22 protein-coding genes are annotated in these 22,874 nt (G+C 73.1%); 11 read left to right on the forward strand and 11 right to left on the reverse strand.

Annotated elements, in window-relative coordinates:
* Positions 1-21: 21 nt before the first annotated feature.
* Complete coding sequence (locus K7396_RS11815; RefSeq protein ID WP_223659883.1) at positions 22-537, forward strand: HD domain-containing protein; 516 nt, start codon at positions 22-24, stop codon at positions 535-537.
* Between the two features lie 128 nt (positions 538-665).
* Positions 666-1,499, forward strand: coding sequence for an ABC transporter ATP-binding protein (locus tag K7396_RS11820; protein WP_086720500.1), 834 nt, complete (start codon positions 666-668; stop codon positions 1,497-1,499).
* Positions 1,500-1,736: 237 nt separating this feature from the next.
* Here K7396_RS11820 and K7396_RS11825 read toward each other — a convergent pair whose 3' ends face one another.
* The gene (locus K7396_RS11825; RefSeq protein ID WP_086720501.1) at positions 1,737-2,162 is read right to left on the reverse strand and encodes a MarR family transcriptional regulator; all 426 of its coding nucleotides are present in this window, start codon (positions 2,160-2,162) and stop codon (positions 1,737-1,739) included.
* Between the two features lie 422 nt (positions 2,163-2,584).
* Here K7396_RS11825 and K7396_RS11830 point away from each other — a divergent pair, with 422 nt between their 5' ends.
* Positions 2,585-3,541, forward strand: coding sequence for an alpha/beta fold hydrolase (locus tag K7396_RS11830; protein WP_152104582.1), 957 nt, complete (start codon positions 2,585-2,587; stop codon positions 3,539-3,541).
* Between the two features lie 37 nt (positions 3,542-3,578).
* Here K7396_RS11830 and K7396_RS11835 read toward each other — a convergent pair whose 3' ends face one another.
* Positions 3,579-4,688, reverse strand: a complete 1,110-nt coding sequence (locus tag K7396_RS11835; RefSeq protein WP_086720947.1) for a ferritin-like domain-containing protein — start codon at positions 4,686-4,688, stop codon at positions 3,579-3,581.
* 167 nt (positions 4,689-4,855) lie between these two features.
* On the opposite strand from K7396_RS11835, the gene K7396_RS11840 reads away from it, so the two are divergent.
* The 3 genes from K7396_RS11840 to K7396_RS11850 all read left to right on the forward strand — a co-directional run bounded on the left by K7396_RS11840 (position 4,856) and on the right by K7396_RS11850 (position 6,922).
* Complete coding sequence (locus K7396_RS11840; RefSeq protein WP_086720946.1) at positions 4,856-5,803, forward strand: AurF N-oxygenase family protein; 948 nt, start codon at positions 4,856-4,858, stop codon at positions 5,801-5,803.
* Positions 5,804-5,877: 74 nt separating this feature from the next.
* Positions 5,878-6,618 carry a TetR/AcrR family transcriptional regulator gene (locus K7396_RS11845; RefSeq protein ID WP_086720949.1) on the forward strand — a complete coding sequence of 247 codons (741 nt, stop codon included), beginning with the start codon at positions 5,878-5,880 and terminating at the stop codon, positions 6,616-6,618.
* Positions 6,619-6,655: 37 nt separating this feature from the next.
* Entirely contained in the window at positions 6,656-6,922 is a 267-nt protein-coding gene (locus K7396_RS11850; protein WP_086720945.1) for a hypothetical protein, read from the forward strand.
* A gap of 266 nt (positions 6,923-7,188) precedes the next feature.
* Here the strand turns inward: K7396_RS11850 and K7396_RS11855 are convergent, their stop codons facing one another.
* The 5 genes from K7396_RS11855 to K7396_RS11875 all read right to left on the reverse strand — a co-directional run bounded on the left by K7396_RS11855 (position 7,189) and on the right by K7396_RS11875 (position 13,015).
* Positions 7,189-8,442, reverse strand: a complete 1,254-nt coding sequence (locus tag K7396_RS11855) for a styrene monooxygenase/indole monooxygenase family protein (protein WP_086720129.1) — start codon at positions 8,440-8,442, stop codon at positions 7,189-7,191.
* A 93-nt stretch (positions 8,443-8,535) separates the two neighbouring features.
* Positions 8,536-9,153: a GTP-binding protein gene (locus tag K7396_RS11860; RefSeq protein WP_086720130.1), complete on the reverse strand. Its 618-nt coding sequence runs from the start codon at positions 9,151-9,153 to the stop codon at positions 8,536-8,538.
* A gap of 37 nt (positions 9,154-9,190) precedes the next feature.
* Positions 9,191-9,592: a DUF742 domain-containing protein gene (locus K7396_RS11865; protein ID WP_086720132.1), complete on the reverse strand. Its 402-nt coding sequence runs from the start codon at positions 9,590-9,592 to the stop codon at positions 9,191-9,193.
* A gap of 73 nt (positions 9,593-9,665) precedes the next feature.
* Positions 9,666-10,160, reverse strand: coding sequence for a roadblock/LC7 domain-containing protein (locus tag K7396_RS11870; RefSeq protein WP_086720134.1), 495 nt, complete (start codon positions 10,158-10,160; stop codon positions 9,666-9,668).
* Entirely contained in the window at positions 10,157-13,015 is a 2,859-nt protein-coding gene (locus K7396_RS11875) for a nitrate- and nitrite sensing domain-containing protein (protein WP_152104581.1), read from the reverse strand. The genes K7396_RS11870 and K7396_RS11875 overlap by 4 nt, the downstream gene beginning before the upstream one ends.
* Before the next feature lie 612 nt (positions 13,016-13,627).
* Here K7396_RS11875 and K7396_RS11880 point away from each other — a divergent pair.
* Complete coding sequence (locus K7396_RS11880; RefSeq protein ID WP_086721273.1) at positions 13,628-14,473, forward strand: hypothetical protein; 846 nt, start codon at positions 13,628-13,630, stop codon at positions 14,471-14,473.
* A gap of 129 nt (positions 14,474-14,602) precedes the next feature.
* Here the strand turns inward: K7396_RS11880 and K7396_RS11885 are convergent, their stop codons facing one another.
* The gene (locus K7396_RS11885) at positions 14,603-15,106 is read right to left on the reverse strand and encodes a MarR family winged helix-turn-helix transcriptional regulator (protein WP_086721274.1); all 504 of its coding nucleotides are present in this window, start codon (positions 15,104-15,106) and stop codon (positions 14,603-14,605) included.
* 276 nt (positions 15,107-15,382) lie between these two features.
* On the opposite strand from K7396_RS11885, the gene K7396_RS11890 reads away from it, so the two are divergent.
* Positions 15,383-16,243 (forward strand): lysozyme, encoded by an 861-nt coding sequence (locus K7396_RS11890; protein WP_086721275.1) that lies wholly within the window; start codon positions 15,383-15,385, stop codon positions 16,241-16,243.
* 68 nt (positions 16,244-16,311) lie between these two features.
* Here the strand turns inward: K7396_RS11890 and lon are convergent, their stop codons facing one another.
* Together lon and K7396_RS11900 are read right to left on the reverse strand one after the other, a co-directional pair.
* Positions 16,312-18,720 (reverse strand): endopeptidase La, encoded by a 2,409-nt coding sequence (gene lon, locus K7396_RS11895; protein ID WP_152104580.1) that lies wholly within the window; start codon positions 18,718-18,720, stop codon positions 16,312-16,314.
* An 89-nt stretch (positions 18,721-18,809) separates the two neighbouring features.
* Entirely contained in the window at positions 18,810-19,652 is an 843-nt protein-coding gene (locus tag K7396_RS11900; protein WP_086718591.1) for a pentapeptide repeat-containing protein, read from the reverse strand.
* 177 nt (positions 19,653-19,829) lie between these two features.
* On the opposite strand from K7396_RS11900, the gene K7396_RS11905 reads away from it, so the two are divergent.
* Together K7396_RS11905 and K7396_RS11910 are read left to right on the forward strand one after the other, a co-directional pair.
* Positions 19,830-20,327, forward strand: a complete 498-nt coding sequence (locus K7396_RS11905) for a YfbM family protein (RefSeq protein ID WP_086718592.1) — start codon at positions 19,830-19,832, stop codon at positions 20,325-20,327.
* An 83-nt stretch (positions 20,328-20,410) separates the two neighbouring features.
* Positions 20,411-20,989 carry a hypothetical protein gene (locus K7396_RS11910; RefSeq protein ID WP_086718593.1) on the forward strand — a complete coding sequence of 193 codons (579 nt, stop codon included), beginning with the start codon at positions 20,411-20,413 and terminating at the stop codon, positions 20,987-20,989.
* Here the strand turns inward: K7396_RS11910 and K7396_RS11915 are convergent.
* Positions 20,983-21,849 carry a rhomboid-like protein gene (locus tag K7396_RS11915; RefSeq protein WP_174886912.1) on the reverse strand — a complete coding sequence of 289 codons (867 nt, stop codon included), beginning with the start codon at positions 21,847-21,849 and terminating at the stop codon, positions 20,983-20,985. The genes K7396_RS11910 and K7396_RS11915 overlap by 7 nt on opposite strands.
* Positions 21,850-22,091: 242 nt before the next feature.
* Here K7396_RS11915 and K7396_RS11920 point away from each other — a divergent pair, with 242 nt between their 5' ends.
* Positions 22,092-22,856, forward strand: a complete 765-nt coding sequence (locus K7396_RS11920) for a spermidine synthase family protein (protein ID WP_086718594.1) — start codon at positions 22,092-22,094, stop codon at positions 22,854-22,856.
* The last annotated feature ends 18 nt before the right edge of the window (positions 22,857-22,874 follow it).

Genomic DNA, 22,874 nt, shown 5'->3' on the forward strand with positions numbered 1-22,874 from the left:
CGCGGGCTGCACAATGGCCGTATGGCTGATGCGATCCCGCCCATGGAACCTGCTCCGCCCCCGCTGTTGTCCCTGGCCGAGGTGGAGGCGCTGGCCCGGCGCGCGCACTCCGGGCAGACCGACAAGGCGGGCCGCCCGTACGCCGAGCATCTGGCCGCGGTCGCCGCCGGGGTGCGCGAACGGGGCGGCAGCGACGAGCAGATCGCCGCGGCCTGGCTGCACGACGCCGTCGAGGACGCGGCGCTGACCCGGGAGTGGCTGGCCGGTGCGGCGCTGAGCGAGGCGACCAAGGAGATGATCCTGGCCGTCACCAAGCGGGCGGACGAGCCGGTCGAGGAGTACACCGCACGCATTCTGGCCACGCCCGGGGCGCTGCTGGTCAAGGAGTCCGACCTGGCGCACAACGCCGATCCGGCCCGGCTGGCGGTGCTGGACGCGCCGACCCGGGAGCGGCTGACGGCCAAGTACGCGCGGGTGCGGGAGCTGTTGGGGTTGGCCTCGGGACCCTCGGGGACGTCCGGGGCGTCCGGACAGTAGCGGCCGCCGGGGCACGGGCTGTCGGTGGCATGGTGATCGCGCCGTCCTTTCCGCTCGCCCAGGGCCCGCCGGGGTCCGCACATCGGACACCTCCGCAGAAAGGTGTCGTACACAGCTACCCTGCGGCGATGAGCCCCTCGCAGCCTTCACAGCCGCAGCCCGCCCCCGAAGCAGCCCGCGTGATCGCCGCCCTGGAAGGCGTCGGCGTCCGCCGGCACGCCACCGGCCAGGTCATCCTCGACGCCGTCGACTGGCGCGTACGGTCCGGTGAGCACTGGGCGCTGCTCGGCGCGAACGGCGCCGGCAAGACCACCGTCCTGCGTCTCGTCGGGGCGCTGATGTTCCCCACCGTCGGCACCGTCGAGGTGCTCGGGCACCGGCTCGGCTCGGTGGACGTCCGTGAGCTGCGCGCCGTCATCGGGCTGGTCTCCGGCGCGCAGAAGGTGCCGCAGGACGCGACGGGGCACACGGTCGTCCTGACCGGGGCGAGCGGCACCGTGCAGCCGCTGTGGCGCACCTACGACGCGGCGACCCGTGAGCGCGCCCATGAACTCCTCGCCGAACTGGACTGCAAGGAGCTGGCGGAGCGGCCGTACGGGGTGTGCTCGGGCGGCCAGCGGGCCAGGATCCTGATCGCCCGCGCGCTGATGGCCGACCCCCGGCTGCTGCTGCTCGACGAGCCGTTCAACGCGCTCGACCTGCCCTCCCGCGAGGACCTGATCGATGCCCTGCACCGGCTGGCCCTGGGGCGGCCGGAGTTGGCGACCGTGACGGTCACCCACCACCTGGAGGAGCTGTCCCCGTCCGTCGGCCACGCCCTGCTCCTGCGCGAGGGCCGGGTGCAGGCGCGCGGCCCGGTGGGCGAGGTGCTGACCGGAGAGCGGATGACCGCCTGCTTCGGCCGTCCGATCGAGGTGTCCCGGCACGAGGGCCGGTGGCTGGCCCGGTCCGGCAAGCGGTAGGTCCCGGCGGCCGTATCGCCCCCTAAGTGCCCAGGTACGCCGCAGGGGAGAGGGGCAGGAGGCCGACGACACCCCCTAGGGCCTGTCGTTTGGATCAGGCCGGATCAGGGAGCGGGGTCTGGTGCGTGCAGCTGCAAGGCGGAGGAGGGAGTCGACGCGGAGCGTCGGCGAGTGACGACAACGCCGCAGATGCGCGTGCCAGACCCCGCGAGCCCGGCCTGATCCAAACGACAGGCCCTAGCCCTCCCCCGCGGCGTCCCGCACCCCGCTCAGGAACCGCCGGACCGCCGCCTGTTCCCCGGGCTCGAAGGTGGCGAGGAGGTCGATGGTGCGGTCGATCAGCGGGCCGAAGAACGACCGGCCCAGGGCGACCGCGCGCTCGTCGACCTCCAGCAGGACACGGCGCCGGTCGCGGGTGTCGCGCACCCGCCGGATCAGGCCGAGCCGCTCCAGGCGGTCGATCAGCGCCGTGGTGCCGGCGGAGTTCAGCCCCAGTTGCTCACCGAGCCGTCCGGGGGTCGACTCGGTGCCGGCGCGGGCCGCGTCGAGCAGGCCGATCAGGGCCCGGAGGTCGGTGGGGTGCAGGCCGTTGCGGCCGGCGAACCGCGCCCCCGCGAGGTCGAGCCGCACGGTCACCTCGCGCAGCAGATGGACCAGGTCCATCCCCTCCGGCTCCTCCGGGCTCCCCGGCTCCCCCAGTTCCACCGGATTCCCCGGTTCTCCCGGTCCGCCGGGCTCCACCGCGCCGCCGGGCTCCACCGCGCCGCCGGGCTCCACCGCTCCACCCGGCTCCTGCCGCTTCGCCATACGCCGTCGCCTCTCTGCTCTCGCCCGCACCCGTGCTCGTGCCCGCGCCAGCCGTTCCGGTACTCGACGCCTTCCGACGCCCCTCGGGCACTCCGGAACTCACAGCGCCCTGCCCGGAATCCTGCCGTCGACATCCCGGAACTTCCCCGGAACGGCCCCGGAACTTCCCGGGGCTTTCCCGGACTCGGCCATTATTACCTCGCTCAGCGAGATACTTGCCGAGCGAGGCGATGCCCGAGCGTCTCGTTCCGCCGCTTCTCCCCGTCCCGGAGGTGCCCATGACCGCAGCCCCCGCCCCGCAGACTCCCGCGCACGCCCCCTCCCCCGCCTTCCGTGACGCCTACGAGCGGGCGATGGCGCGCTGGCCGGTTCCGGTGGAACGGCTCGACCTGGAATCGGAGTTCGGCACCACCCGGGTCACCGTCTGCGGTCCGGCCGGCGCCCCGCCACTGGTCCTGCTGCACGGCGGCGGCACGACCTCGGCCGTCTGGTACGCCCAGGCCGCCGCGCTCGCCCCCACGCGCCGGGTCTACGCGGTGGACCAGATCGGCGCGCCGGGGCTCAGCGTGCAGACGGGACGTCCGCTGCGGCGCCCTGAGGACCTGTACGTCTGGCTCGACGGTGTGCTCGACGGGCTCGGCCTGGAGTCGGTCGCGCTGCTCGGGCATTCGTACGGCGGCTGGCTCGCGCTGGGTTACGCCGTGCACGCCGCCGCGCCTCACCCCTCCGGCACCCCGGGGCCGCAACGGGAGTCCCCCCGCGCCTCGGCACCCCGGGGGCGGGTGGCGCGGCTGGTCCTGCTCGATCCGACCCAGTGCTTCGCCGGGTACCGGCCGTCGTATCTGCTGCGGGCGCTGCCGCTGTTCGTCCGGCCCGGCGAGCGGAGCACCCGGCGGTTCCTGGCGTGGGAGACGCGGGGTGCGGCGCCCGCGCCGGAACTGGTGCGGCTGATGGGCCTGGGCGCCGCCGAGTTCCGCGGCGCGAAGGTGGTCACGGGGCCGCGCCCGGACGTCACCCGGCTCGGCGCCGCGGCGCCGCCCACCCTGGTGCTGCTGGCGGAGCACAGCCGGGCGCACGACCTGCGCCGGGTCGCCGCACGGGCCGAGCGGACGCCGGGCGTACGGCTAGCGACCGTGCCGGGCGTCACCCACCACTCCATGCCGTACGACCGGGCCGGCGAACTCGGCCACCGGGTGCTGGACTTCCTGGAGGCGGGGCTTCCGGACGGGGCCTGACGGGCCCGGCCGGCCGGCGCCTCGTCGGTCCCGGCGCTCAGCCCTCGGCCGCCCCGTCCGCGATGGCCGCCGCGACCTCCGCCGTACGGGCCTCCTCCTCGGCCGCGAAGCGCTCCGCGTCGAGTTTCTCGGCGAGTTCCTCGTCCTCGGCCATGAGGAGGTCGAGGTTGGAGTCGCCCATCTCGAAGACGCCCATGCCCACGTAGGCGCGCTGGAGGCGTTCGCCCCACAGGCCGATGTCCTTCACGCAGGGCACGATCCGGCTGAAGAGGAGCTTGCGGAAGAGGTGCAGGAACTCGGAGTTCTCGGTGAACTCGGCGGCCTCGTCGTGCGGTATGCCGAAGTTCTCCAGGACTTCCAGGCCGCGCAGCCGGTCGCGCATCAGGTAGCAGCCCTCGATGACGAACTCCTCGCGTTCGCGCAGTTCGGCGTCGGTGAGCTGCTTGTAGTAGTCGCGCAGCGCCATCCGCCCGAAGGCGACATGGCGGGCCTCGTCCTGCATGACGTAGGCGAGGATCTGCTTGGGCAGGGGCTTGGTGGTGGTGTCGCGGATCATGCCGAAGGCGGCCAGCGCCAGGCCCTCGATCAGGACCTGCATGCCGAGGTAGGGCATGTCCCAGCGGGAGTCCTTGAGGGTGTCGGAGAGCAGCGCCTGGAGGTTGTCGTTGACCGGGTAGAGCATCCCGATCTTCTCCTGGAGGAAGCGGCTGTATATCTCGGCGTGCCGCGCCTCGTCCATGGTCTGGGTGGCGGAGTAGAACTTCGCGTCGAGGTCCGGGACGGACTCCACGATCCGCGCCGCGCAGACCATGGCGCCCTGCTCGCCGTGGAGGAACTGGCTGAACTGCCAGGAGGTGTAGTGCTGACGGAGTTCCCCGCGGTCCTTCTCGGTCATTTTGTCCCAGTACTTCGTGCCGTACAGGGACATGGACTCGTCGGGGGTGCCGAGCGGATCGCGGGGGTCGACCTCCAGGTCCCAGTCGATCCGCAGGGTGGCATCCCACTGCTTGTCCTTGCCCTTCTGGTAGAGGGCCAGCAGCCGGTCGCGCCCGTCGTCGTAGTCCCAGCTGAAGCGCGCCGCACCGGAGGCGGGCACCTTCCACACGGACTCACCTGGGTCCTGTACGTAGAGATCTCGGGTCGACACGGGGCCTCCTGGGCTCGCCAAACGCCCTGTCATGGGCGGTCGTTGGCAGGCTCACACGTTTCTTACCGAAGGGTCAATAAGTCGTGCGCAGGGGATTGACGTCCTTGCTGACAAGCAGTCTCATAAGTTTTGACCGCGGGTAACCCACTAGCGAGGTAGCCACAGCCATGACGAGCGCACCCACCGACATGACCGTGACGGACACCGACGTCCTGCGGGACGCCCTCGGTCTGCTCAAGGACCGGGAACAGGTCGCCGAGCGGTTGCTCGACTCCTCCGCCAAGCACTCCTTCGACCCCGACACCGAACTCGACTGGGACGCGCCCCTCGAAGAGGGCAAGTGGTTCTGGCCGCCGGAGCTGGTCTCGCTCTACGACACCCCGCTGTGGAAGAAGATGTCACCGGAGCAGCAGCAGGACCTCTCCCGGCACGAGGCCGCCGCCCTCGCCTCGCTCGGCATCTGGTTCGAGATCATCCTGATGCAGCTGCTGGTCCGGCACATCTACGACAAGCCGGTGACCAGCGCACACGTCCGCTACGCGCTCACCGAGATAGCCGACGAGTGCCGGCACTCCAAGATGTTCGCGCGCATGATCCAGAAGGGCGGCGCACCCGCGTACCCGGTCTCCCGGCTCAACCACAACCTCGCCCGCGTCCTCAAGACGGTCTCCACCACCCCCGGCTCCTTCGCCTGCACCCTGCTCGGCGAGGAGATCCTCGACTGGATGCAGCGGCTGACGTTCCCGGACGAGCGGGTGCAGACGATCGTGCGCGGGGTGACCCGCATCCATGTCGTCGAGGAGGCCCGGCATGTGCGCTACGCCCGCGAGGAGCTGCGCCGCCAGATGGTGACCGCGCCGCGCTGGGAGCGGGAGTTGACCCGCATCAGCTCCGGCGAGGCGGCCCGGGTCTTCTCCGTCGCCTTCGTCAACCCGGCCGTCTACACCCAGGTGGGGCTGGACCGGCGCGAGGCCGTCGCCCAGGTCAGGGCCAGCGGCCACCGCCGCGAGGTGATGCAGTCCGGCGCCCGGCGGCTTACCGACTTCCTGGACGAGATCGGCGTACTGCGGGGCGTGGGCCGCCGGTTGTGGCGCAGCTCGGGCCTGCTGGCCTGAAGCGGACGGCCGTGCGCCCGGCATCCCCCGAGCACCTGTACGAGCCGACATCCGGGCCGGTTACGCTGCTGTTCATGAACGGCAGCGGCACCGCCCCAGCAGTACCCCGACCCGCCTACCGCAGGCTGAGCGTGGAGCAGCGCCGCAGCCAATTGCTCACCGCCGCGCTGGACCTGTTCGCCCAGCGCGCCCCCGAGGACGTCTCCCTGGACGACGTCGCCCTGGCCGCCGGGGTCTCGCGGCCACTGGTCTACCGCTACTTCCCCGGCGGCAAGCAGCAGTTGTACGAGGCCGCCCTGCGCAGCGCGGCCGACATCCTGGAACGCTGCTTCGCCGAGCCGGAGACCGGGCCGCTCACCCGCCGGCTCTCGCGCGCGCTCGACCGCTATCTGGCCTTCGTCGACGAGCACGACGCGGGCTTCAGCGCGCTGCTGCAGGGCGGCAGCGTCGTGGGGACGACCCGTACGACCGCGATCGTGGACGAGGTGCGGCGCGCCGCCGCCGACCAGATCCTGCGGCACCTGGGCGAGCCGGAGCCGGGCCTGCGGCTGCGGATGACCGTCCGCATGTGGATCACCGCCGTCGAGGCCGCCTCGCTGATCTGGCTCGACGAGGACAAGCAGCCGTCCCTCGACGAGCTGCGGGACTGGCTGGTCGACCACTTCGTGGCGCTGCTGGCCGCCACCGCGGCCACGGACCCGCAGACCGCCCGGGTGACCCGGGCGGCACTGAAGCTGGAGACCGCCGAGGGCCCGGCCGGCGACCTGGCCCGCCGCATCCTGCCCGTCGTGGGCGACGCCACCCACCTGCTGTGACCCGGCGCCCGCGCGGCGGCGGTGTGACACTGAGGACGTGAGAAGCGAGAACACCCTCTTCGTCGGCGGCCCGCTGGACGGCAAGGTCCTGCCCGTCCTGCTCGGCGCAACCGGCCGGCCACCGAAGACGTACGAGGTCCCCGTCCCGCACGACGACGGCCGGCCACCGACGGTGCACGTCTACCGCCGCGCCCCCGCCCTGGTGAACCGCCTCGGGCTCCCCAGCGGCTGGAAGTACGAGTACGCCCCGGAGGGCAAGGACCCGGACGAGGGCCCCAAGTGGCCTTGGCGCAGGCCCCGCTGAACGGCCCCGCGCCACGAGCGAAAACCGCACCCCTCCCCCCACGGACAGCCGCCGCACCACGCGAGGGGACGGGCCTCCGGGGGTGGGTGCGGGACGTAAAGCGAAGCAGTCCCGCACCCACCCCCGGAGGCCCGTCCCCGGCACCACGACGCACCCACGCCGCGGCGGCAGCCCGCAAAAAACACCCCTCCCCACCGAAGGTGGGGAGGGGAGAGGCACGGCGGTGCCACCCGCCCACATGGGAGGCCAGCCCCCGCCACAGGCGGCTACCCCATCAACGACCCCAGATACGCATTCGTCTTCTCCGGCTCGTAGAAGAAGTTCTCGAAGTCGGACGGGTCGTTGAACCCGTTGGCGAAGCGGTCGGCGACGGGCTGCAGCTGGCCGGCCGCGCCGATGAGGTTCAGGATGTGCTCCGGCGGCGGCGCCAGCATCGCGTTCGTCCACTTGGTGACGTGCTGGGCGGTGTTCCAGTAGCGGTCGAAGGCGGTCTGCATCCACTCCGCGTCGAACGGCCGGTCGCCGTGCTCGACGATGGAGGCCAGGTAGGAGGCGGCGCACTTGGAGGCCGAGTTGGAGCCCTGGCCGGTGATCGGGTCGTTGGCGACCACGACGTCGGCGGCACCGAGCACCAGGCCGCCGGAGGGCAGCCGGCCGATGGGGTGCCGCACGGTGGGGGCGTAGCGGCCGGCCAGCGTGCCGTTGGCGTCGGTCAGTTCGACCTTGGTGGCGCGGGCGTACTCCCAGGGCAGGAACTTCTCCATGAGCTCCAGCGTCAGGGCGAGGTGCTCGTTGGGGTCCTTGACGCCCTGGAAGACGTCCAGCGGACCGCCGGGGATGCCCTCCCAGAAGAGGATGTCGGCGCGGCCGGAGGTGGTGAGCGTCGGCATGACGAACAGCTCGCCGACGCCGGGCACCAGGTTGCAGCGCACCGCGTCGAACTCGGGGTGCTCGGGGCGCGGGCCCATGCCGTGGACGTAGGCGACGGCGAGCGCGCGCTGCGGGGTGTCGTACGGGGAGCGGGAGGCGTCCCGGCCGAACATGGACACCAGCTCGCCCTTGCCCGCCGAGACCAGCGTCAGGTCGTAGCGGCTCGCGAAGAAGTCCAGGTCGGAGACGGCCGCGCCGTGGATGACGAGCTGGCCGCCGCGCTGCGCGAAGGTCTCCATCCAGCCGGCCATCTTCACCCGCTGGTCGACGGACTGGGCGTAGCCGTCCAGCTTGCCGACCCAGTCGATGGCGCGCTGCGAGCCCTCGGGCGACTCGTGGCTGCCGGGGGCGGCGACGGAGACGCCGAGGCCCTCGATGCGCGGGGCCTGGTTCTCCCAGAAGTTGATCTGGAGGTCGCGCTCGTTCTGCAGCGCGGTGTGGAACATGCACTGCGTCGACATGACCCGGCCGGCGCGGATCTCGTCGGGGGTGCGGTTGGACATGAGGGTGACCTCGTAGCCCTGGGACTGGAGGCCCAGGGCGAGCTGGAGCCCGGACTGGCCGGCTCCGACGATGAGTATCTTCCGCATGGCGGCACTCTTCTCTGCTACTGCTGGTGTTCGGGGAGGGGACGTGGGGGGTGCGGTGGCCCGTAAGGGACCGTGGCCCCGTACGGGGGCCGGTTACTCGGGCGCGGTCTCCAGGGCGTGGCCGACCAGCGCGAGCAGCGACTCGATCACCGTGACCCGCTTCCGCGCGTCCATGATCACGACGGGGACGTGCGGCGGCACGGTCAGCGCGTCGCGCACATGCTCGACGGCGAACGCCTCGGTCCCCTCGAAGTGGTTGACCGCGACGACGTACGGCAGCCCGCAGCTCTCGAAGTAGTCCAGTGCCGGGAAACAGTCCTCCAGGCGCCGGGTGTCGGCCAGAACGATCGCACCGATCGCGCCGCGCACCAGGTCGTCCCACATGAACCAGAAACGCTGCTGCCCGGGCGTGCCGAACAGGTACAGCACCAGCTCCTGGTCGAGGGTGATCCGCCCGAAGTCCATGGCGACCGTGGTCGTGGTCTTGTCCGGGGTGGCGGTCAGATCGTCCGTGTCCGCGCTGGCCTGGGTCATCACCGCCTCGGTCTGGAGCGGGGTGATCTCCGAGACCGATCCGACGAAGGTGGTCTTTCCGACGCCGAAACCGCCCGCCACCACGATCTTGGTGGCGATCGGCGCCCGCGAACGGTCCGTCTGCCAGCTCTGCAGCCCCGCGTCGGCGGCCTGGGCCGCCGGGTCGGACGGGCTCACGGAACCGGGGCTCGCCGTCGGCCCGGCCGATATCGTGTCAGAGCCTGTGAAGTCCACTCAGCACCCTTTCGAGCAGCGCGCGGTCGGGCCGGCCGGAGCCGTGCCCGGTGCCGTAGACGCGAATCTTTCCCTGGTCGGCGAGGTCGCTGAGCAGTACACGGACCACGCCCAGCGGCATCTTGAGGAGTGCGGAGATCTCCGCGACCGAGCGCATCCGTCGGCACAGTTCGACGATGGCGCGCATCTCCGGCATCACCCGGTCGCCCCAGCCGCCGGACGTCAGCTCGCGGCGCTCCTCGGGCGCCTCCAGCGCGGCCACGAACGTCTCGACGAGCAGGACGTGGCCGAATCGCGTCCGGCCGCCGGTGAGCGAGTACGGCCGCACGCGCGAGGGTTTGCGCTCCCCGCCGCGCACGGGGAGTTTGCGACTGCTGCTCATGCCGAAACCTCGCTTCGTCCGCCCTCGCACTCGCTCGGCGCGCACCTCTCCACGGTCCGCTCACTACGTTCGCTCACTGGGCGTTCTCCATCGACTTGCGCAATTCGGTGCGGAGTTCGGGGGTGAGGACATGTCCGGCCCGGCCGACGAACAGCGCCATGTGGTAGGCGATGACGCTCATGTCGCAGTCCGGGGTGGTATGCACCCCGAGCAGCGAGCCGTCGCTGATCGACATGACGAACAGGCTGCCCTCGTCCATCGTGACCATCGTCTGCTTGACCGCCCCGGCGTCTATCAGCTTCGCGGCCCCCTGGGTGAGGCTGCCCAGCCCGGACACGATGGTGGCCAGGTCCGCGCTGGATCCCCGCGGCCCGTCACCCTCGCCCGGCCTGGCCGCCGCCTCCGCCCGTCCGGGGTCGGACGACAGCAGCAGCAGGCCGTCGGAGGAGACCACCGCGACCGAGTGGATTCCCGGTACCTCGTCGACCAGATTGGTCAGCAGCCAATGCAGATTCCTTGCCTGACTGCTCAGACCTTGTCCGTAAGCAGTGGGTGCTTGCGCCTTCAATCGCGTGCCTCCTCGACAACGTGGCTCTCTCCCGGGGCCCCCGCTCCGTCGGTGTCCGTCTGTGGGGTGGTCAGCTCCGCTGTACGTTCCGCGATCTCGGCCTCGACGTCACGCCGACCGCTTCGCGCTCCCGCCTGAAATCCGCCGAGCCGGCGCCGCAGCGCCTCGGCGTTGGCCGCTCCGCTCTTGCGCGGGGCGGTCGGCGCCTGGTTCTGCGCCACGACCTTCGGGGTGCGCTTGGGCAGCCCCATGGAGGTCGTCCGTCGCTCCCCCGCGGGCGGGGTGGCGGCGGGCTGTGGGTCGGCCGGTGCTTCGGCCGGGGACGCGCCGTCGGCCGCGTCCGTGGGGATGGTGCCCGCCCCGGAGGGCGCTCCGGCGTCCGCGGGCCGCGGGGGCTCGCCGGCGCCGCCGGTGGCGGCGGCGTAGGGGCCGGGCGACTGCGGTCCGTACGGGCTCGGTTCGGACGCCGCGTGGGTGGTGGGACCGGCCGGCTGCTCCGCGGCGGAGGCCGGTTCGGCCGGGGCGCCGAGACCGGCCGCGTCGATCGCGCGCTCCGCGGCGGCGACGAACGGGTCGGCGGCGGGGTCCGCTGCCGGGGTGCCGTCGTGGCCCGGCGCGGCGGCCCGGCCGTCGGGCTGCCCGGCGGGCGTGGGCGCGGCCGGGGCCGGGGCGGCGGCGGCCGTGGGTCCGGTCACCGCCGCCGGGTCCCGCCGCGCCCCCCGGGTCGGCAGCGCGTTGGAGTTCGCCTCGGCGACCGAGCCGGGCAGGGTCGGGGTGTGCGCCACGTCCTGGGGCTTGCTCGCCGGGGAGGCCACCGGGGCCGGGCGGGTGGGCAGGATCGAGCCGGGCAGCACGATGACGGCGGTGACGCCGCCCTGCTTGGCATCCCGCAGCTGGACCCGGACGCCGTGCCGGGCGGCCAGCCGCACGACCACGTACAGGCCCAGGCCCAGGGCCTCGTCGACGGTCTCGGAGGACGAGGCGGCCTCGACGTCGGCCAGCCGCTCGTTGAGCTCGGCCATCCGCTCCGAGGTCATCCCTATGCCCTCGTCCTGGACGGAGAGCATGACCTCGCCGCTCTCCAGCAGCCAGCCGGAGAGCTCGACATGGGCGTCCGGCGGGGAGAAGGCGGTGGCGTTCTCCAGGAGTTCGGCGACCAGGTGGCTGACGTCGTCCGCGGCGAACCCGGCGACCTGGGAGTGCGGCGGCAGCGACTGGATGCTCACCCGCTCGTAGCGCTCGATCTCGCTGATCGCGGCGCGCATCACGTCCAGCAGCGGCACCGGCCCCTGGTGGTTGTTGCTGTACTGCTCCGCGCCCGCCAGGACGAGGAGGTTCTCGCTGTTGCGGCGCATCCGCGCGGCGAAGTGGTCCAGCTTGAAGAGGGTCTCCAGCCGCTCCGGGTCCTGCTCGCTCTCCTCCAGCGACTCGATGACGCCGAGCTGGCGTTCCACGAGGCCCAGGGTGCGCAGCGAGAGGTTGACGAACCGGCCGTGCACACCGGACTGCAGGGCCGCCAGCCGCTCGGTGAGCTCGGCGATCTCCTCCCTGAGGGACTCGCCCTGGTCCTGGAGCACCTCGCGCTCGGCGACCAGCCGCTGCCGGCCGCCGACCAGCCGCTTGCGCTCGCCCTCCAGTTCGGAGGTGCGCCGCGCCAGCTCGCCGACCTGGGCGTGCAGCGCGTTGACGGACCGCACGGCGGTGGCGAACTCGTCGTTGCGGCCCTTGTAGCCGATGGGCTCCTCGTGCGCCGGGTCGGCGGCCAGGCGCTTGGCGCCGATCCGCAGCGCGGCGAGCGGCTGGGTCATCGAGCGGGCGGCCCAGATGCCGGCGCCGACGGCCAGCAGCAGGCACAGCCCTTCCAGGCCGATACGGATCTCCAGCTCGGTGACGTCGTCGTCGCGCAGGACGCCCAGGTGCTGGATGTCGCCGGTGGCCATGGCGGATTCGACGCCGCGCATCAGGCCGATGCGGCTGGTCAGCGTCTCCTGGACCCGCTGGCGGTTGAGCCGCAGGTCGGTGGCGTCCAGGCGGGGCTGGTCGGTCAGCCGGGCCAGGTAGCGCTCGGCGGTGTTGACGTCGGCGCCGTTGACGGTGCGGACGTAGCGGTCCCGGGCGCTCTGGCTCGCGGTCTGCTGGAAGTCGCCCAGCGCGCCCTGTTCGCGCAGGTGCGCGACCTGGGCGAGGGTCGCGAGCCGGGGCTGGCTGCCGCCCGCGCCGAGCGCGGCGAGCAGCAGGGCGCGGGTGCCGGCGGCCTGTTCGGCGGCCCGGCCGAGGGCGGGCAGCGCGCGGGTGTCGGCGGCGGCGGAGTCCGCGCGGGCGGGCAGGCCGCGGGCGATGTCGTCGCTGATCGCACCGAGTGCCTGGATCGCCTGGGTGTAGGCGTTGTAGACCTGCTCGGCCGATCCGGCCCCGGACAGCGCCTTTTGACGGGTTTGCGGCAGGGCGGCCAGGAATTTCGCGGCGGTCTTGTAGACCGCGGTGTCGTCGGCGGTGCCCTGGGCCGCGGAGCGCAGCTCGCCGATCTGCCGGTCCACCCGGGCGCGCTGCTCGCGGGAGGCGGTGGCGTCCGTCGCGGCGCTGCCGGCGGCGTTGGCCGTGGTGTTGGCCGTGGTGTTGCCCAGCCCCTGGGCCGTACGGCTGCCGCCGCGCCCCTTGGCGGCGTAGGCGGTCATCCCGTCGCGTTCGTCGGCCAGGGAGTGCGCCAGCGCGACGGCGTGCGCGTTGACCTGGGCGAGGTCGACCAGTTGCTGGCTGTGGGTGGCGTGGTCGGCGGTGGCCGACAGCCCGGGGGCGCCGGCGCCGAGCACGGCGGCGGCCACCACGGCGACCGCCCCGACGAGCCGGTTGCGCACACGCGCGGGACGCCGTCCCGCACCGCCCTCCGTTTCGCCCGGACCCTCACCAGGACCCGAGCCCGTGCTCGGTCCCGAGACCGAACCGGCCGGTGAACCCGGCTTCCTTGCGCCGCCTCGAAGCCGCATCTTCCGCACCGCTGCTCGCATTCCTGTCTCGCCTGTCCACGCCATATGGCGTCGCGGACCCGGCTCGCTCTCCGCTCACGGGGGCGGACCTGCGCGAAGAACGCAGCAGCACACACTTCCGCGAGGGGAAACAGCCCGGCTCTGCGCGTCGCGACGAACGTCCTGGCCCCGCCCCTTGACCGGGCAACGACCCTTCCACCGGCGCCGCGCAGTGGCTCGGCAACACATGCCCGGCCACCTGAAGGAGTGAACATCAATCGGAGTTTGACCATCAACTTCCGTGCGCCAAGGTTTTCGGCCGCCACCGCGCCCCGCCCGGGAACGGGTTTGGAGATGCGTGCCGCTCCTGGAAGGATGCGCGCCCGCACGCCGCCGGGTCCGCGGTCCTTACCTCCGGTACGCCCTTGCCCCCGCCGCGCTCCGGTACCGCCGCGCGCCCCGGTGGCCGGGGGCGGAACCGGAGCCTCCGGCAGACTTGCCGCCATGCGCATCGAACTCGCCACCGAGCCGGGCGACGCCCAACACCCAAACGAGGACTACGCATCGGTAGCCCTGCCCGCCTCCGGCGACGGCGGAGCCTTCGTCCTGCTGGACGGCGTGACGCCGCCCGAGGAGGACTACGGCTGCGTCCACACCGTGCCGTGGTTCACCGCGCGGCTCGGTGGCGCAATGCTCGAACTGTCGGTTTCACACCGGGATATGACGCTCGCTGAGCTTCTCTCGGCAGCCATCTCCAGGACGGCCGATATCCATCGGGCCACGTGTGACCTTTCTCACCCCCGCACTCCGCAGGCAACCGTCGTCGCCGCACGGTGGTCCGGGGCCACCGTCGAGTACCTCGTCCTGTCCGACTCGGTGCTGCTGCTGGAGCTGGCGGACGGCTCGGTGCACCCGGTGCTCGACCGGCGGCTGGACGAACTGCCGTCCGCGGTCCGCGACCGGCGCGCCGCCGTGCGGGCCCTGCCGCGCGGCTCGGCGGAACGGGCCGCGGCGGCCCGGAAGTACGTCCGCGCGGTCGAGGCGCTGCGCAACGCGGAGGGCGGCTTCTTCACCGCGGCGGCCGATCCGACGGTGGCCGCGCGTGCGGTGTCCGGCAGCGTGCCGCGCGCCGGACTGCGCTCGCTGACCGCGCTCAGCGACGGTGCGAGCCGCTGGACGGAGGTCTTCCGGGAGGGCTCCTGGGCCGACTGCGTGGCCCAGGTGACCGGGCACGGCCCGCAGTCGCTGATCGACAAGGTCAGGGCGGCGGAGGCGGCGGACCCGCGGGGCACGGCGTACCCGCGCGGCAAGGCGCGGGACGACGCGGCGGTGATTTTCGTGGCGCCGTGATTTTTGTGGTGCCGTGACAATCACGGGCGGACGGCGGAATTTCCGCCGGCGCGGGGGAACGCCACGGCCGCCGCGCGGGTCCGGGGGCGGACGGCGGCGCCGGACACCCCCGGGGACGAAAACGCGCCCCTATGCCTCGTCGCTCTCCTGCTCCGCGTTCAGCCGGTGCAGGAGACGGGCCAGTTCGGCGACCTCCGCGCGGTCCCAGGAGGCGAGGCGGCGGGCGTACTGGGCGCGGCGGCCGGTGCGGACGCGGGTGAAGCGGTCGCCGCCCTCGTCGGTCAGGCGCACCAGGACGGCGCGGCCGTCGGCCGGGTCCGGCTCACGGGCGATGAGTCCGAGCTTCTCCAGGGCGTGCAACTGGCGGCTCATCGTGGCCTTCCCGACGCCGAAGAAGCCGGCCAGGTCGGTGGCCCGCTGGGTGCCGGCGTCGGCCAGCCGGACGAGCAGGCCGTACGCGGAGGGCTCCAGGTCGGGATGCACCTCTCGGGCCAGTTCGCCCGACGAGGCGCGGGCCCGGCGGAGAAACACCGCCAATTCGCGTTCCAGCGCCAGAAATACGTGGTCCACACCCATCGGTTCGCCGTCCGCCGTCGTCCCGCCGGCTCCGGTGTTGTGCACGTCAGCGCCCATGCCCGCTTTCCCTCACCTGAAAGTTTCCGCCCTCGGCGGCCGAAGCCGCAGCTCGGCCAGTATTTCGCAGGATTAGACCAACGGCAGCCCTCGGCCCCTCTTCTGCCCCCTCGTTCTACGCGCGTATCGTCATTTCTGGCATGGCCATACCAAATGGCCTCCGGTGTCCGCGGTCCCGCCGCGCGCCTCGCACGTCGCACCGCCGCCTCCGCACGCCCGCGCCATGCCGTCACTCCTCCCCCCTCAGGTGATCCACCGAGATCTTCGGAGGCACGTATGTCCGTGCTCAGATCCGGCTCCCCCCACCGACCCGCACGGTCCCTCGCGGCCGTGGCCGGGGTCCTCCTCGCGGTCCTCTCCCTCCTGCTCGGGCTGCCGGGCGCCGCCGGCGCCGCGGCCACCCGGCACGCACCCGAACCCAGCCACCCCGGCCAGGACTGGGCCGGTTCCCAGATCGCCCGGCACGAGGGCACCGCGGCCGGGCTCCCGCCGGCCGCACCGTCCCTCGCGGCGTCCGTCGAGGGCGTGGACGTCAGCAGCCACAACGGCAGCGTCGCCTGGTCGACCCTCTGGAACAGCGGTGTCCGCTTCGCCTACGTGAAGGCGACCGAGTCCACCAGCTACACCAACCCCTCCTTCGCGCAGCAGTACAACGGCTCCTACAACGCCGGCATGATCCGGGGCGCGTACCACTTCGCCACCCCGGACACCTCCAGCGGCGCCGCCCAGGCCACCTACTTCGTCCAGCACGGCGGCGGCTGGTCCCGGGACGGCAAGACGCTGCCCGGCGCGCTCGACATGGAGTACAACCCCTACGGCGCCACCTGTTACGGGCTGAGCGCGGCCGGCCTGGTCAACTGGATGAAGGACTGGTTCGCCACCTACAAGGCGCGCACCGGCCGGGACGCCGTCATCTACACCTCCACCGGCTGGTGGAAGCAGTGCACCGGCAACTCCACCGCCTTCGGCGCCGTCAACCCCCTGTGGATACCGCGCTACGGCTCCTCGGTCGGCGAACTCCCGGCCGGCTGGGGCTTCCACACCGTCTGGCAGTACACCTCGTCCGGCCCGACGGTCGGTGACCACAATCGCTTCAACGGCGCGCTGGACCGCCTCCGGGCCCTCGCCAACGGCTAGCGCGCCCCCGCGCACACGGCGGCGGCCGGCCCGGTCCCTCCGCGGGAGCCGGGCCGGCCGCCGTTGCCTCACGCCGCGAGCGGCACCTGCGCGGCGGCCCCGTTCGAGGCCGGGGTCAGCGCCAGCTCCAGCACCTGGCGGACGTCCGCCACGGCGTGCACCTGAAGGGTTTCGAGGATCTCGGCCGGCACCTCGTCCAGGTCGGGTTCGTTGCGCTTGGGGATCACCACGGTCGTGATCCCGGCGCGGTGCGCCGCCAGCAGCTTCTGCTTGACGCCGCCGATCGGCAGCACCCGCCCGGTCAGCGAGACCTCACCGGTCATCGCCACGTCCGGCCGGACCTGCCGGCCCGACAGCAGCGAGGCCAGCGCCGTCGTCATCGTCACGCCCGCGCTCGGCCCGTCCTTGGGGACGGCGCCCGCCGGTACGTGCAGATGCACCCCGCGCTCCTTCAGGTCGGCGACCGGGAGCTCCAGTTCCGCGCCGTGGGAGCGCAGGAAGGACAGCGCGATGTGCGCGGACTCCTTCATCACGTCGCCGAGCTGGCCGGTCAGCTGGAGCCCGGACGCCCCGGTCTCCGGATCGGCGAGCGAGGCCTCCACGTAGAGCACGTCGCCGCCGGCACCGGTGACCGCGAGACCGGTGACCACACCGGGCACCGCGGTGCGCCGCTCGGCCGGGTCCTGCGCCGACTCGGGGGTGTGGTGCGGCCGCCCGATCAGCGGGCGCAGCTGGTCCGTGCCGACCGTGAACGGCAGCTCCTGCTGTCCCAGTTCGTGCTGGGCGGCGACCTTGCGCAGCAGCCTGGCGACCGTGCGCTCCAGGTTCCGTACGCCCGCCTCGCGGGTGTACTCGCCCGCCAGCTTGCGCAGCGCGGCGTCCTCCAGCGTCACCTCGCCGCTCTCCAGACCGGCCCGCTCCAGCTGGCGCGGCAGCAGGTGGTCGCGGGCGATGACGACCTTCTCGTCCTCGGTGTAGCCGTCCAGGCGGACCAGCTCCATCCGGTCGAGCAGCGGCTCGGGGATGGCTTCGAGGACGTTGGCCGTGGCCAGGAAGACCACGTCGCTGAGGTCGAGTTCGACCTCCAGGTAGTGGTCGCGGAAAGTGTGGTTCTGCGCCGGGTCGAGGACCTCCAGGAGGGCGGCGGCGGGGTCGCCGCGGAAGTCGGAGCCCACCTTGTCGATCTCGTCGAGCAGCACCACCGGGTTCATCGACCCGGCCTCCTTGATCGCGCGGACGATCCGGCCGGGCAGCGCGCCGACGTAGGTGCGCCGGTGGCCGCGGATCTCCGCCTCGTCCCGGACGCCGCCGAGCGCGACCCGGACGAACTTCCGGCCCATGGCGCGGGCGACGGACTCCCCGAGCGAGGTCTTGCCGACGCCGGGCGGGCCGACCAGCGCCAGCACCGCGCCGCCGCGGCGGCCGCCGATCAGCCCGAGGCCGCGCTCGGCCCGGCGCTTGCGGACGGCCAGGTACTCGGTGATCCGCTCCTTGACGTCCTCCAGGCCCGCGTGGTCGGCGTCGAGGATCTCCTTGGCGCCCGCGATGTCGTAGGCGTCCTCGGTGCGTTCGTTCCAGGGCAGCTCCAGGACGGTGTCGAGCCAGGTGCGGATCCAGGAGCCCTCGGGGCTCTGGTCGCTGGACCGCTCCAGCTTGTCGACCTCCTTGAGGGCGGCCTTGCGGACGTCCTCGGGCAGGTCGGCGGCCTCCACCCGGGCGCGGTAGTCGTCGCCCTCGTCCTCGGGGTCGCCGTTCAGCCCGGCGAGTTCCTTGCGGACCGCCTCCAGCTGCCGGCGCAGCAGGAACTCCCGCTGCTGCTTGTCGACGCCCTCCTGGACGTCCTTGGCGATGGATTCGGCGACGTCCTGCTCGGCCAGGTGCTCGCGCAGCGTCTCGGTGGCGTACTTCAGGCGGGCGACCGGATCGGTGGTCTCCAGCAGCCGGACCTTCTGTTCGGTGGTCAGGAACGGCGAGTAGCCGGAGTTGTCGGCCAGCGTCGGGACGTCCTCGATCTGCTGGACGCGGTCGACGACCTGCCAGGCGCCGCGCTTGCGCAGCCAGCTGGTGGCCAGCGCCTTGTACTCGGTGACGAGTTCGGCCACCGCGCGGGGCAGGGGGTCGGGGACCGTCTCCTCGACGGTCGTGCCCTCCACCCAGAGCGCGGCACCGGGCCCGGTCGTGCCGGAGCCGATCCGCACCCGGCCCAGGCCCCGGATCAGCGCCCCGGGGTCGCCGTCGGACAGCCGCCCGACCTGCTCGATCCGCCCGAGGGTGCCGATGCCGGCGTAGGTCCCGTCGACGCGGGGAACGAGCAGCACCCGCGGCTTGTTGCCCGGCGTGGCGGCGGCCTGCGCGGCCTCCACCGCCGCCCGGACGTCCGGGTCGGACAGGTCCAGGGGCACCACCATGCCGGGGAGCACGACCTCGTCATCGAGGGGCAGCACGGGCAGAGTGAGCGATGTGGACGTCGAAGCCATGATCTCCCCTTCGGCAAACAAGTTGAGCTGTACTCACTCAATGCGGCCGGGGTGGGAGATGTTCCCCCGGAGCCGTTCGCTGTGAGCGATCACCCGGGCTGCCAGTGGGCGGGGCGGGACAGGGCCGCCGGCAGCCGGGTCGCCGCGTCGCCCCGGGCCGCGTCGAGCTGCGCCCGGGTGAGGAAGAGGGCGCCGGTGAGGTCGGCGCCGGAGAGGTCCGCGTCCCGCAGGTCGGCACCGATCAGGTCCGCCGTGCGCAGATCGGCGCCGGTGAGGTCGGCCGCGACGAGGCAGGCCCCGCGGAGGCTCGCGCCCCTCAGGCGGGCGCCCTTGAGGCGGGCCCCCAGGAGATCGGCGCCGCGCCGGTCCTTCTTGCGGCCCGGGACCTCGGCCCGTACGAGCTCGCTGGCGCGCAGCAGCAGGGCGTTGACCTCGCTCCGGTGGGCCGGCACGTCGAGGGCCGTGAGCTCCTCGGCACCGCCGCGGGTGAGGGCCTCGGTCTTCTCCAGCGCGGCCCGCAGACCGGCGTGCACCGGGCGGGCGGCCGGCCGGGCCAGCGCCTCGGCCAGGTACCACAGGAGTTCGTGCAGCTGCCGCATGACGGGGAAGACCTCGAACATCTGCCGGGCGGTCCCCGGGGCCCCTCGCCAGTCCTGCCCGCCGAAGGTGACCTGGGAGACCTTCTGGCCGGCGCCGAAGCAGTCGAAGACGGTGCAGCCGGAGAAGCCGCGCGGGCGCAGCTCGGCGTGGATGCCGCAGCGGAAGTCCGTTTGCAGGTTCGGGCAGGGGCGGCCGGCGTCCTTGTCGATCGCGAAGTCCGCGGAGGCCGCGAACGGCAGCGCGACACAGCAGAGCCCGAAGCAACTGCCGCAGTCGGACCGCAGGCCGAGAGCGGCGGTGTCCGAAGCGGCTTCCTGGTGGTCTGGGGACACGGTGCGCGCACTCCTGGGGCCGGCGGGCGCCCGCGGGGCCCGCGGGCGGAAGGAACCGCCATTCTCCCAGGTGCCGGCGGGGCGCCGCGTTCTCCGGGTGCGTGCGCCGCGAGCGGCCAACGGCCCGTTCGCCGACCGGCGTTGTCAGTGGTCGCCCCTAGCCTCGGAACCATGAGCATGATCGGAGCGTATGCACGCGTCACCCCCGCCGAACTCCACCGCGCCCTGGACGATCCCGAGTGGGCGCTGGAGCTGGTCGGCGGGCGGATGGAGGCGGAGGCCCAGGAGTGTCCGCGGCCCGCGCCGGCGCGCTGCCTGGATGTCGACACAGCCTGGGACGCCCTCGGGTTCCTGCTGCGCCGGGCGGCCTTCCCGGTGGACATCGTCCACGGCGAGGAGCCCGTACCCGGCGCCGACGACTGGGGCTACGGCCCGCCCCGCTACCTCACCCCCGAGCGGGTGCGGACCGCCGCCGGGGCCCTGGCGGAGATATCGGGCGAGCGCCTGACGGCCGGGGTCGGTCCCGGGGATCTGGCCGCGGCGGAGGTCTACCCGGCGATCGTCTGGGAGCGGGGCATGCCCCTGGACTTCGTGAGCGAGCACTACGAGCTGCTGCGGCCGTTCTTCCGCGCGGCGGCGGACGAGGGGGACGGCATGCTGATGTGGCTCGGATAGCGGCGCGGCCGGGTCCGGCGGGGCCGCGCCGGGAGCTCTTCGAACACGTCCTCACACCGCGTCAGGACTGCTACCTTCACGGCATGTTGCAGCGGATGTCGGGGGTTTTCATCGGCGCATTCTTCGGGACGGTCTTCGTGGTCGCGAACGCCCACGAGCCGCTGAGTCCCGCGATCGGCCTCGCCCTGCGGGTGCTCGCGGTGCTCACCTTCGCCGGGCTGGTGGCGCTCGCGCTGCGGGCCGGGCGGCTCGACGGGCCCGAGGCTCAGGACGCCGAGCCCGCCCGTGCGGACTGGTTCCGGGGGCGGTTCGCGTTCGTCGTGGGGGCCGAGGCGGTGCTGCTGGTCGGCGGCAATCTCGCGCTGCGGGCCGCGGGCGCTCCGCCGGAGACCGCCGTGGCCTGGATCGCGCTGATCGTCGGTCTGCACTTCGTCGCGCTGATGGCGGTCTGGAAGCAGCGCAGCATCGCCGTTCCCGGTGTCGCGCTGACCGCGCTGGGCGTGACGGGACTGGGCATGGCGGGCACCTCGGCCGTGGCGTGGGTGCCGTTCGTCAGCGGGGTGCTGTCCGGTGTGGCGCTGCTGGGCGGCTGCGCCTACGCCATCGCGGGCACCTACCGCTCGGCGGTCCGCTCCGGCCGGCGGCTCCCGGACGCTCAGTAGGTCCGCATGCCCCGCAGCGCCGGATGACCCAGGTCGCCCAGGAGCGGCGCGGGCCGGGCGAGGGCGGTGCGCCAGCGGCGGAGCAGCGGCCAGCTCGCGACGCCCAGGGCGAGCGAGAGCAGATGGCCCCATTCGGTCATCGGGTCGGCGTAGGCGAGCAGATCGGTCACGGCCAGGTAGCCGACGCCGGCCAGCAGCGGCCAGCGCAGCCAGCCGGGCAGCAGTCCGGCGAGGGCTCCGATGCTGGTCATCACGCCGAAGCTGATGCCGTAGTCGAGACGGTGCAGCGAGCTCTCCGGCAGCCGGCCGGCGGCGACGGAGAAGGCGACCGGCACCTCGGTGGCGAGGGTGGCCAGCACATGTCCGCCGAAGAAGACGGCGGCCGTGCGCAGTGGGCCGATCCGCCGCTCCAGCGCGGTCAGGACGAAGAGGAAGCCGAGGGCGTACGCGGAGGTCATGCCGCCCGCGATCCACAGCGCGCTGGCGACCAGCACCAGCAGCGGGGCCTGCGCGAGATGGGCGACGTCCGTGCTGGAGCCCTGGAGCAGGTCGGAGACGAGCGCCGGGTCGGCGTACTCGGCGAAGAGCGAGGTGGCCACGAGGAGCAGGGCGTAGCCGAAGGTGAAGGGGGTGCCGAGGGGCGTGGGCAGCAGCCGCCCGGCCCGCCGCCGCGGGGGCACCGGCGCCGCGGCGGGCTCCGCCTCCCGCGCGCGGACCGTGCGGGGCACGCGCTGGCGGGGGATGCCCGCCAGCAGGCCCGGCGCGAGGGCCGGTGACGCGTCCGGGCCGCGGTCCGGCCCCGGTATGACGGAGGGGGCGCGATCGGCCCGCGCTCTCCCGGCGGATCCCAGCCAGCTCACTTGTCCGAGGCCCCTTCCGTCCCTGGCGCGTCCGGTCAGCCACGTCCATGTCCCGGCCGTGGTTCCCCTGCCCCGCCCTACGTTCCGGACCAGCCTGCACGCTCAACCCATGAGGAAGCTGTGCGAGTGACATCCCTCACATGAGGCAACCCCGGTGAGGAGCCTCACGTCCGTAACCGGGGCCGGTCCCCCCGTCGCATTCCGTTGGACCGGCACGGCCCGTATTGGCCACCATGGGCGCCATGGCTCCCGTGACTCCGACCCAGGAAACGACCGGCCTCCCCGAGGCCCCGCGCACGCTCGACCGCCGCGAGGGCCCGTACGGCGAGGTGGTGCTGCGCCGGCGGGGCGGACCCCCCGCCAAGACCGGAGTTGACGGCTCCGGCACCCCCTCCGCACCCGTGATCTACGAGATCATCGCCAACGGCTGCTTCCTGATGGACACCTCCGACGGCCGGTCCGAGCGGCTGCTGATCGACGCCGCGCTGGACGCGCTGCCGGCCGAGCGGGACCGGCCCTCCGTGCTGATCGGCGGCCTCGGCGTCGGGTTCTCCCTGGCCCGCGCCGCCGCCCGGCCGCGCTGGGGCCGGATCGTCGTCGTCGAGCGCGAGGAGGCGGTCATCGACTGGCACCGCAGGGGCCCGCTCTCGGCCGTCTCGGCGGCCGCGCTGGCCGATCCGCGCAGCGAGATCCTGCACACCGACCTGGTCGCCCACCTGCGGCCGGAAAACACCCAGGACACCTACGACGCCCTGTGCCTGGACATCGACAACGGCCCCGACTGGACCGTCACCGAGGACAACGACAGCCTCTACTCCCCCGCCGGACTCGCCGCCTGCCGCGACCGCCTGACACCCGGCGGCGTGCTCGCCGTCTGGTCCGCGCAGCCGTCCCCGGCGTTCGAGGAAGCCTTGCGAAATGCCGGTTTCCACGGGGTACATACGGAAGAGATCCCCGTTGTCCGAGGCGTCCCTGACGTGGTCCATCTCGCGCGCAAGGGCGCGTAGCCGACACTCGCGCCATGC

The sequence above is a fragment of the Streptomyces angustmyceticus genome (genome assembly GCF_019933235.1).
Taxonomy (GTDB): domain Bacteria; phylum Actinomycetota; class Actinomycetes; order Streptomycetales; family Streptomycetaceae; genus Streptomyces; species Streptomyces angustmyceticus.

What these genes read in the sequence shown, in the direction of transcription:
- K7396_RS11880 (WP_086721273.1), top strand. Translation starts at nt 13,628, where the DNA reads ATGCGCATCGAACTCGCCACCGAGCCGGGCGACGCCCAACACCCAAAC.
- K7396_RS11865 (WP_086720132.1), bottom strand. Translation starts at nt 9,592, where the DNA reads ATGAGCAGCAGTCGCAAACTCCCCGTGCGCGGCGGGGAGCGCAAACCC.
- K7396_RS11820 (WP_086720500.1), top strand. Translation starts at nt 666, where the DNA reads ATGAGCCCCTCGCAGCCTTCACAGCCGCAGCCCGCCCCCGAAGCAGCC.
- K7396_RS11855 (WP_086720129.1), bottom strand. Translation starts at nt 8,442, where the DNA reads ATGCGGAAGATACTCATCGTCGGAGCCGGCCAGTCCGGGCTCCAGCTC.
- K7396_RS11890 (WP_086721275.1), top strand. Translation starts at nt 15,383, where the DNA reads ATGTCCGTGCTCAGATCCGGCTCCCCCCACCGACCCGCACGGTCCCTC.
- K7396_RS11815 (WP_223659883.1), top strand. Translation starts at nt 22, where the DNA reads ATGGCTGATGCGATCCCGCCCATGGAACCTGCTCCGCCCCCGCTGTTG.
- K7396_RS11845 (WP_086720949.1), top strand. Translation starts at nt 5,878, where the DNA reads ATGAACGGCAGCGGCACCGCCCCAGCAGTACCCCGACCCGCCTACCGC.
- K7396_RS11885 (WP_086721274.1), bottom strand. Translation starts at nt 15,106, where the DNA reads ATGGGCGCTGACGTGCACAACACCGGAGCCGGCGGGACGACGGCGGAC.
- lon (WP_152104580.1), bottom strand. Translation starts at nt 18,720, where the DNA reads ATGGCTTCGACGTCCACATCGCTCACTCTGCCCGTGCTGCCCCTCGAT.
- K7396_RS11920 (WP_086718594.1), top strand. Translation starts at nt 22,092, where the DNA reads ATGGCTCCCGTGACTCCGACCCAGGAAACGACCGGCCTCCCCGAGGCC.
- K7396_RS11840 (WP_086720946.1), top strand. Translation starts at nt 4,856, where the DNA reads ATGACGAGCGCACCCACCGACATGACCGTGACGGACACCGACGTCCTG.
- K7396_RS11830 (WP_152104582.1), top strand. Translation starts at nt 2,585, where the DNA reads ATGACCGCAGCCCCCGCCCCGCAGACTCCCGCGCACGCCCCCTCCCCC.
- K7396_RS11825 (WP_086720501.1), bottom strand. Translation starts at nt 2,162, where the DNA reads ATGGACCTGGTCCATCTGCTGCGCGAGGTGACCGTGCGGCTCGACCTC.
- K7396_RS11905 (WP_086718592.1), top strand. Translation starts at nt 19,830, where the DNA reads ATGATCGGAGCGTATGCACGCGTCACCCCCGCCGAACTCCACCGCGCC.
- K7396_RS11910 (WP_086718593.1), top strand. Translation starts at nt 20,411, where the DNA reads ATGTTGCAGCGGATGTCGGGGGTTTTCATCGGCGCATTCTTCGGGACG.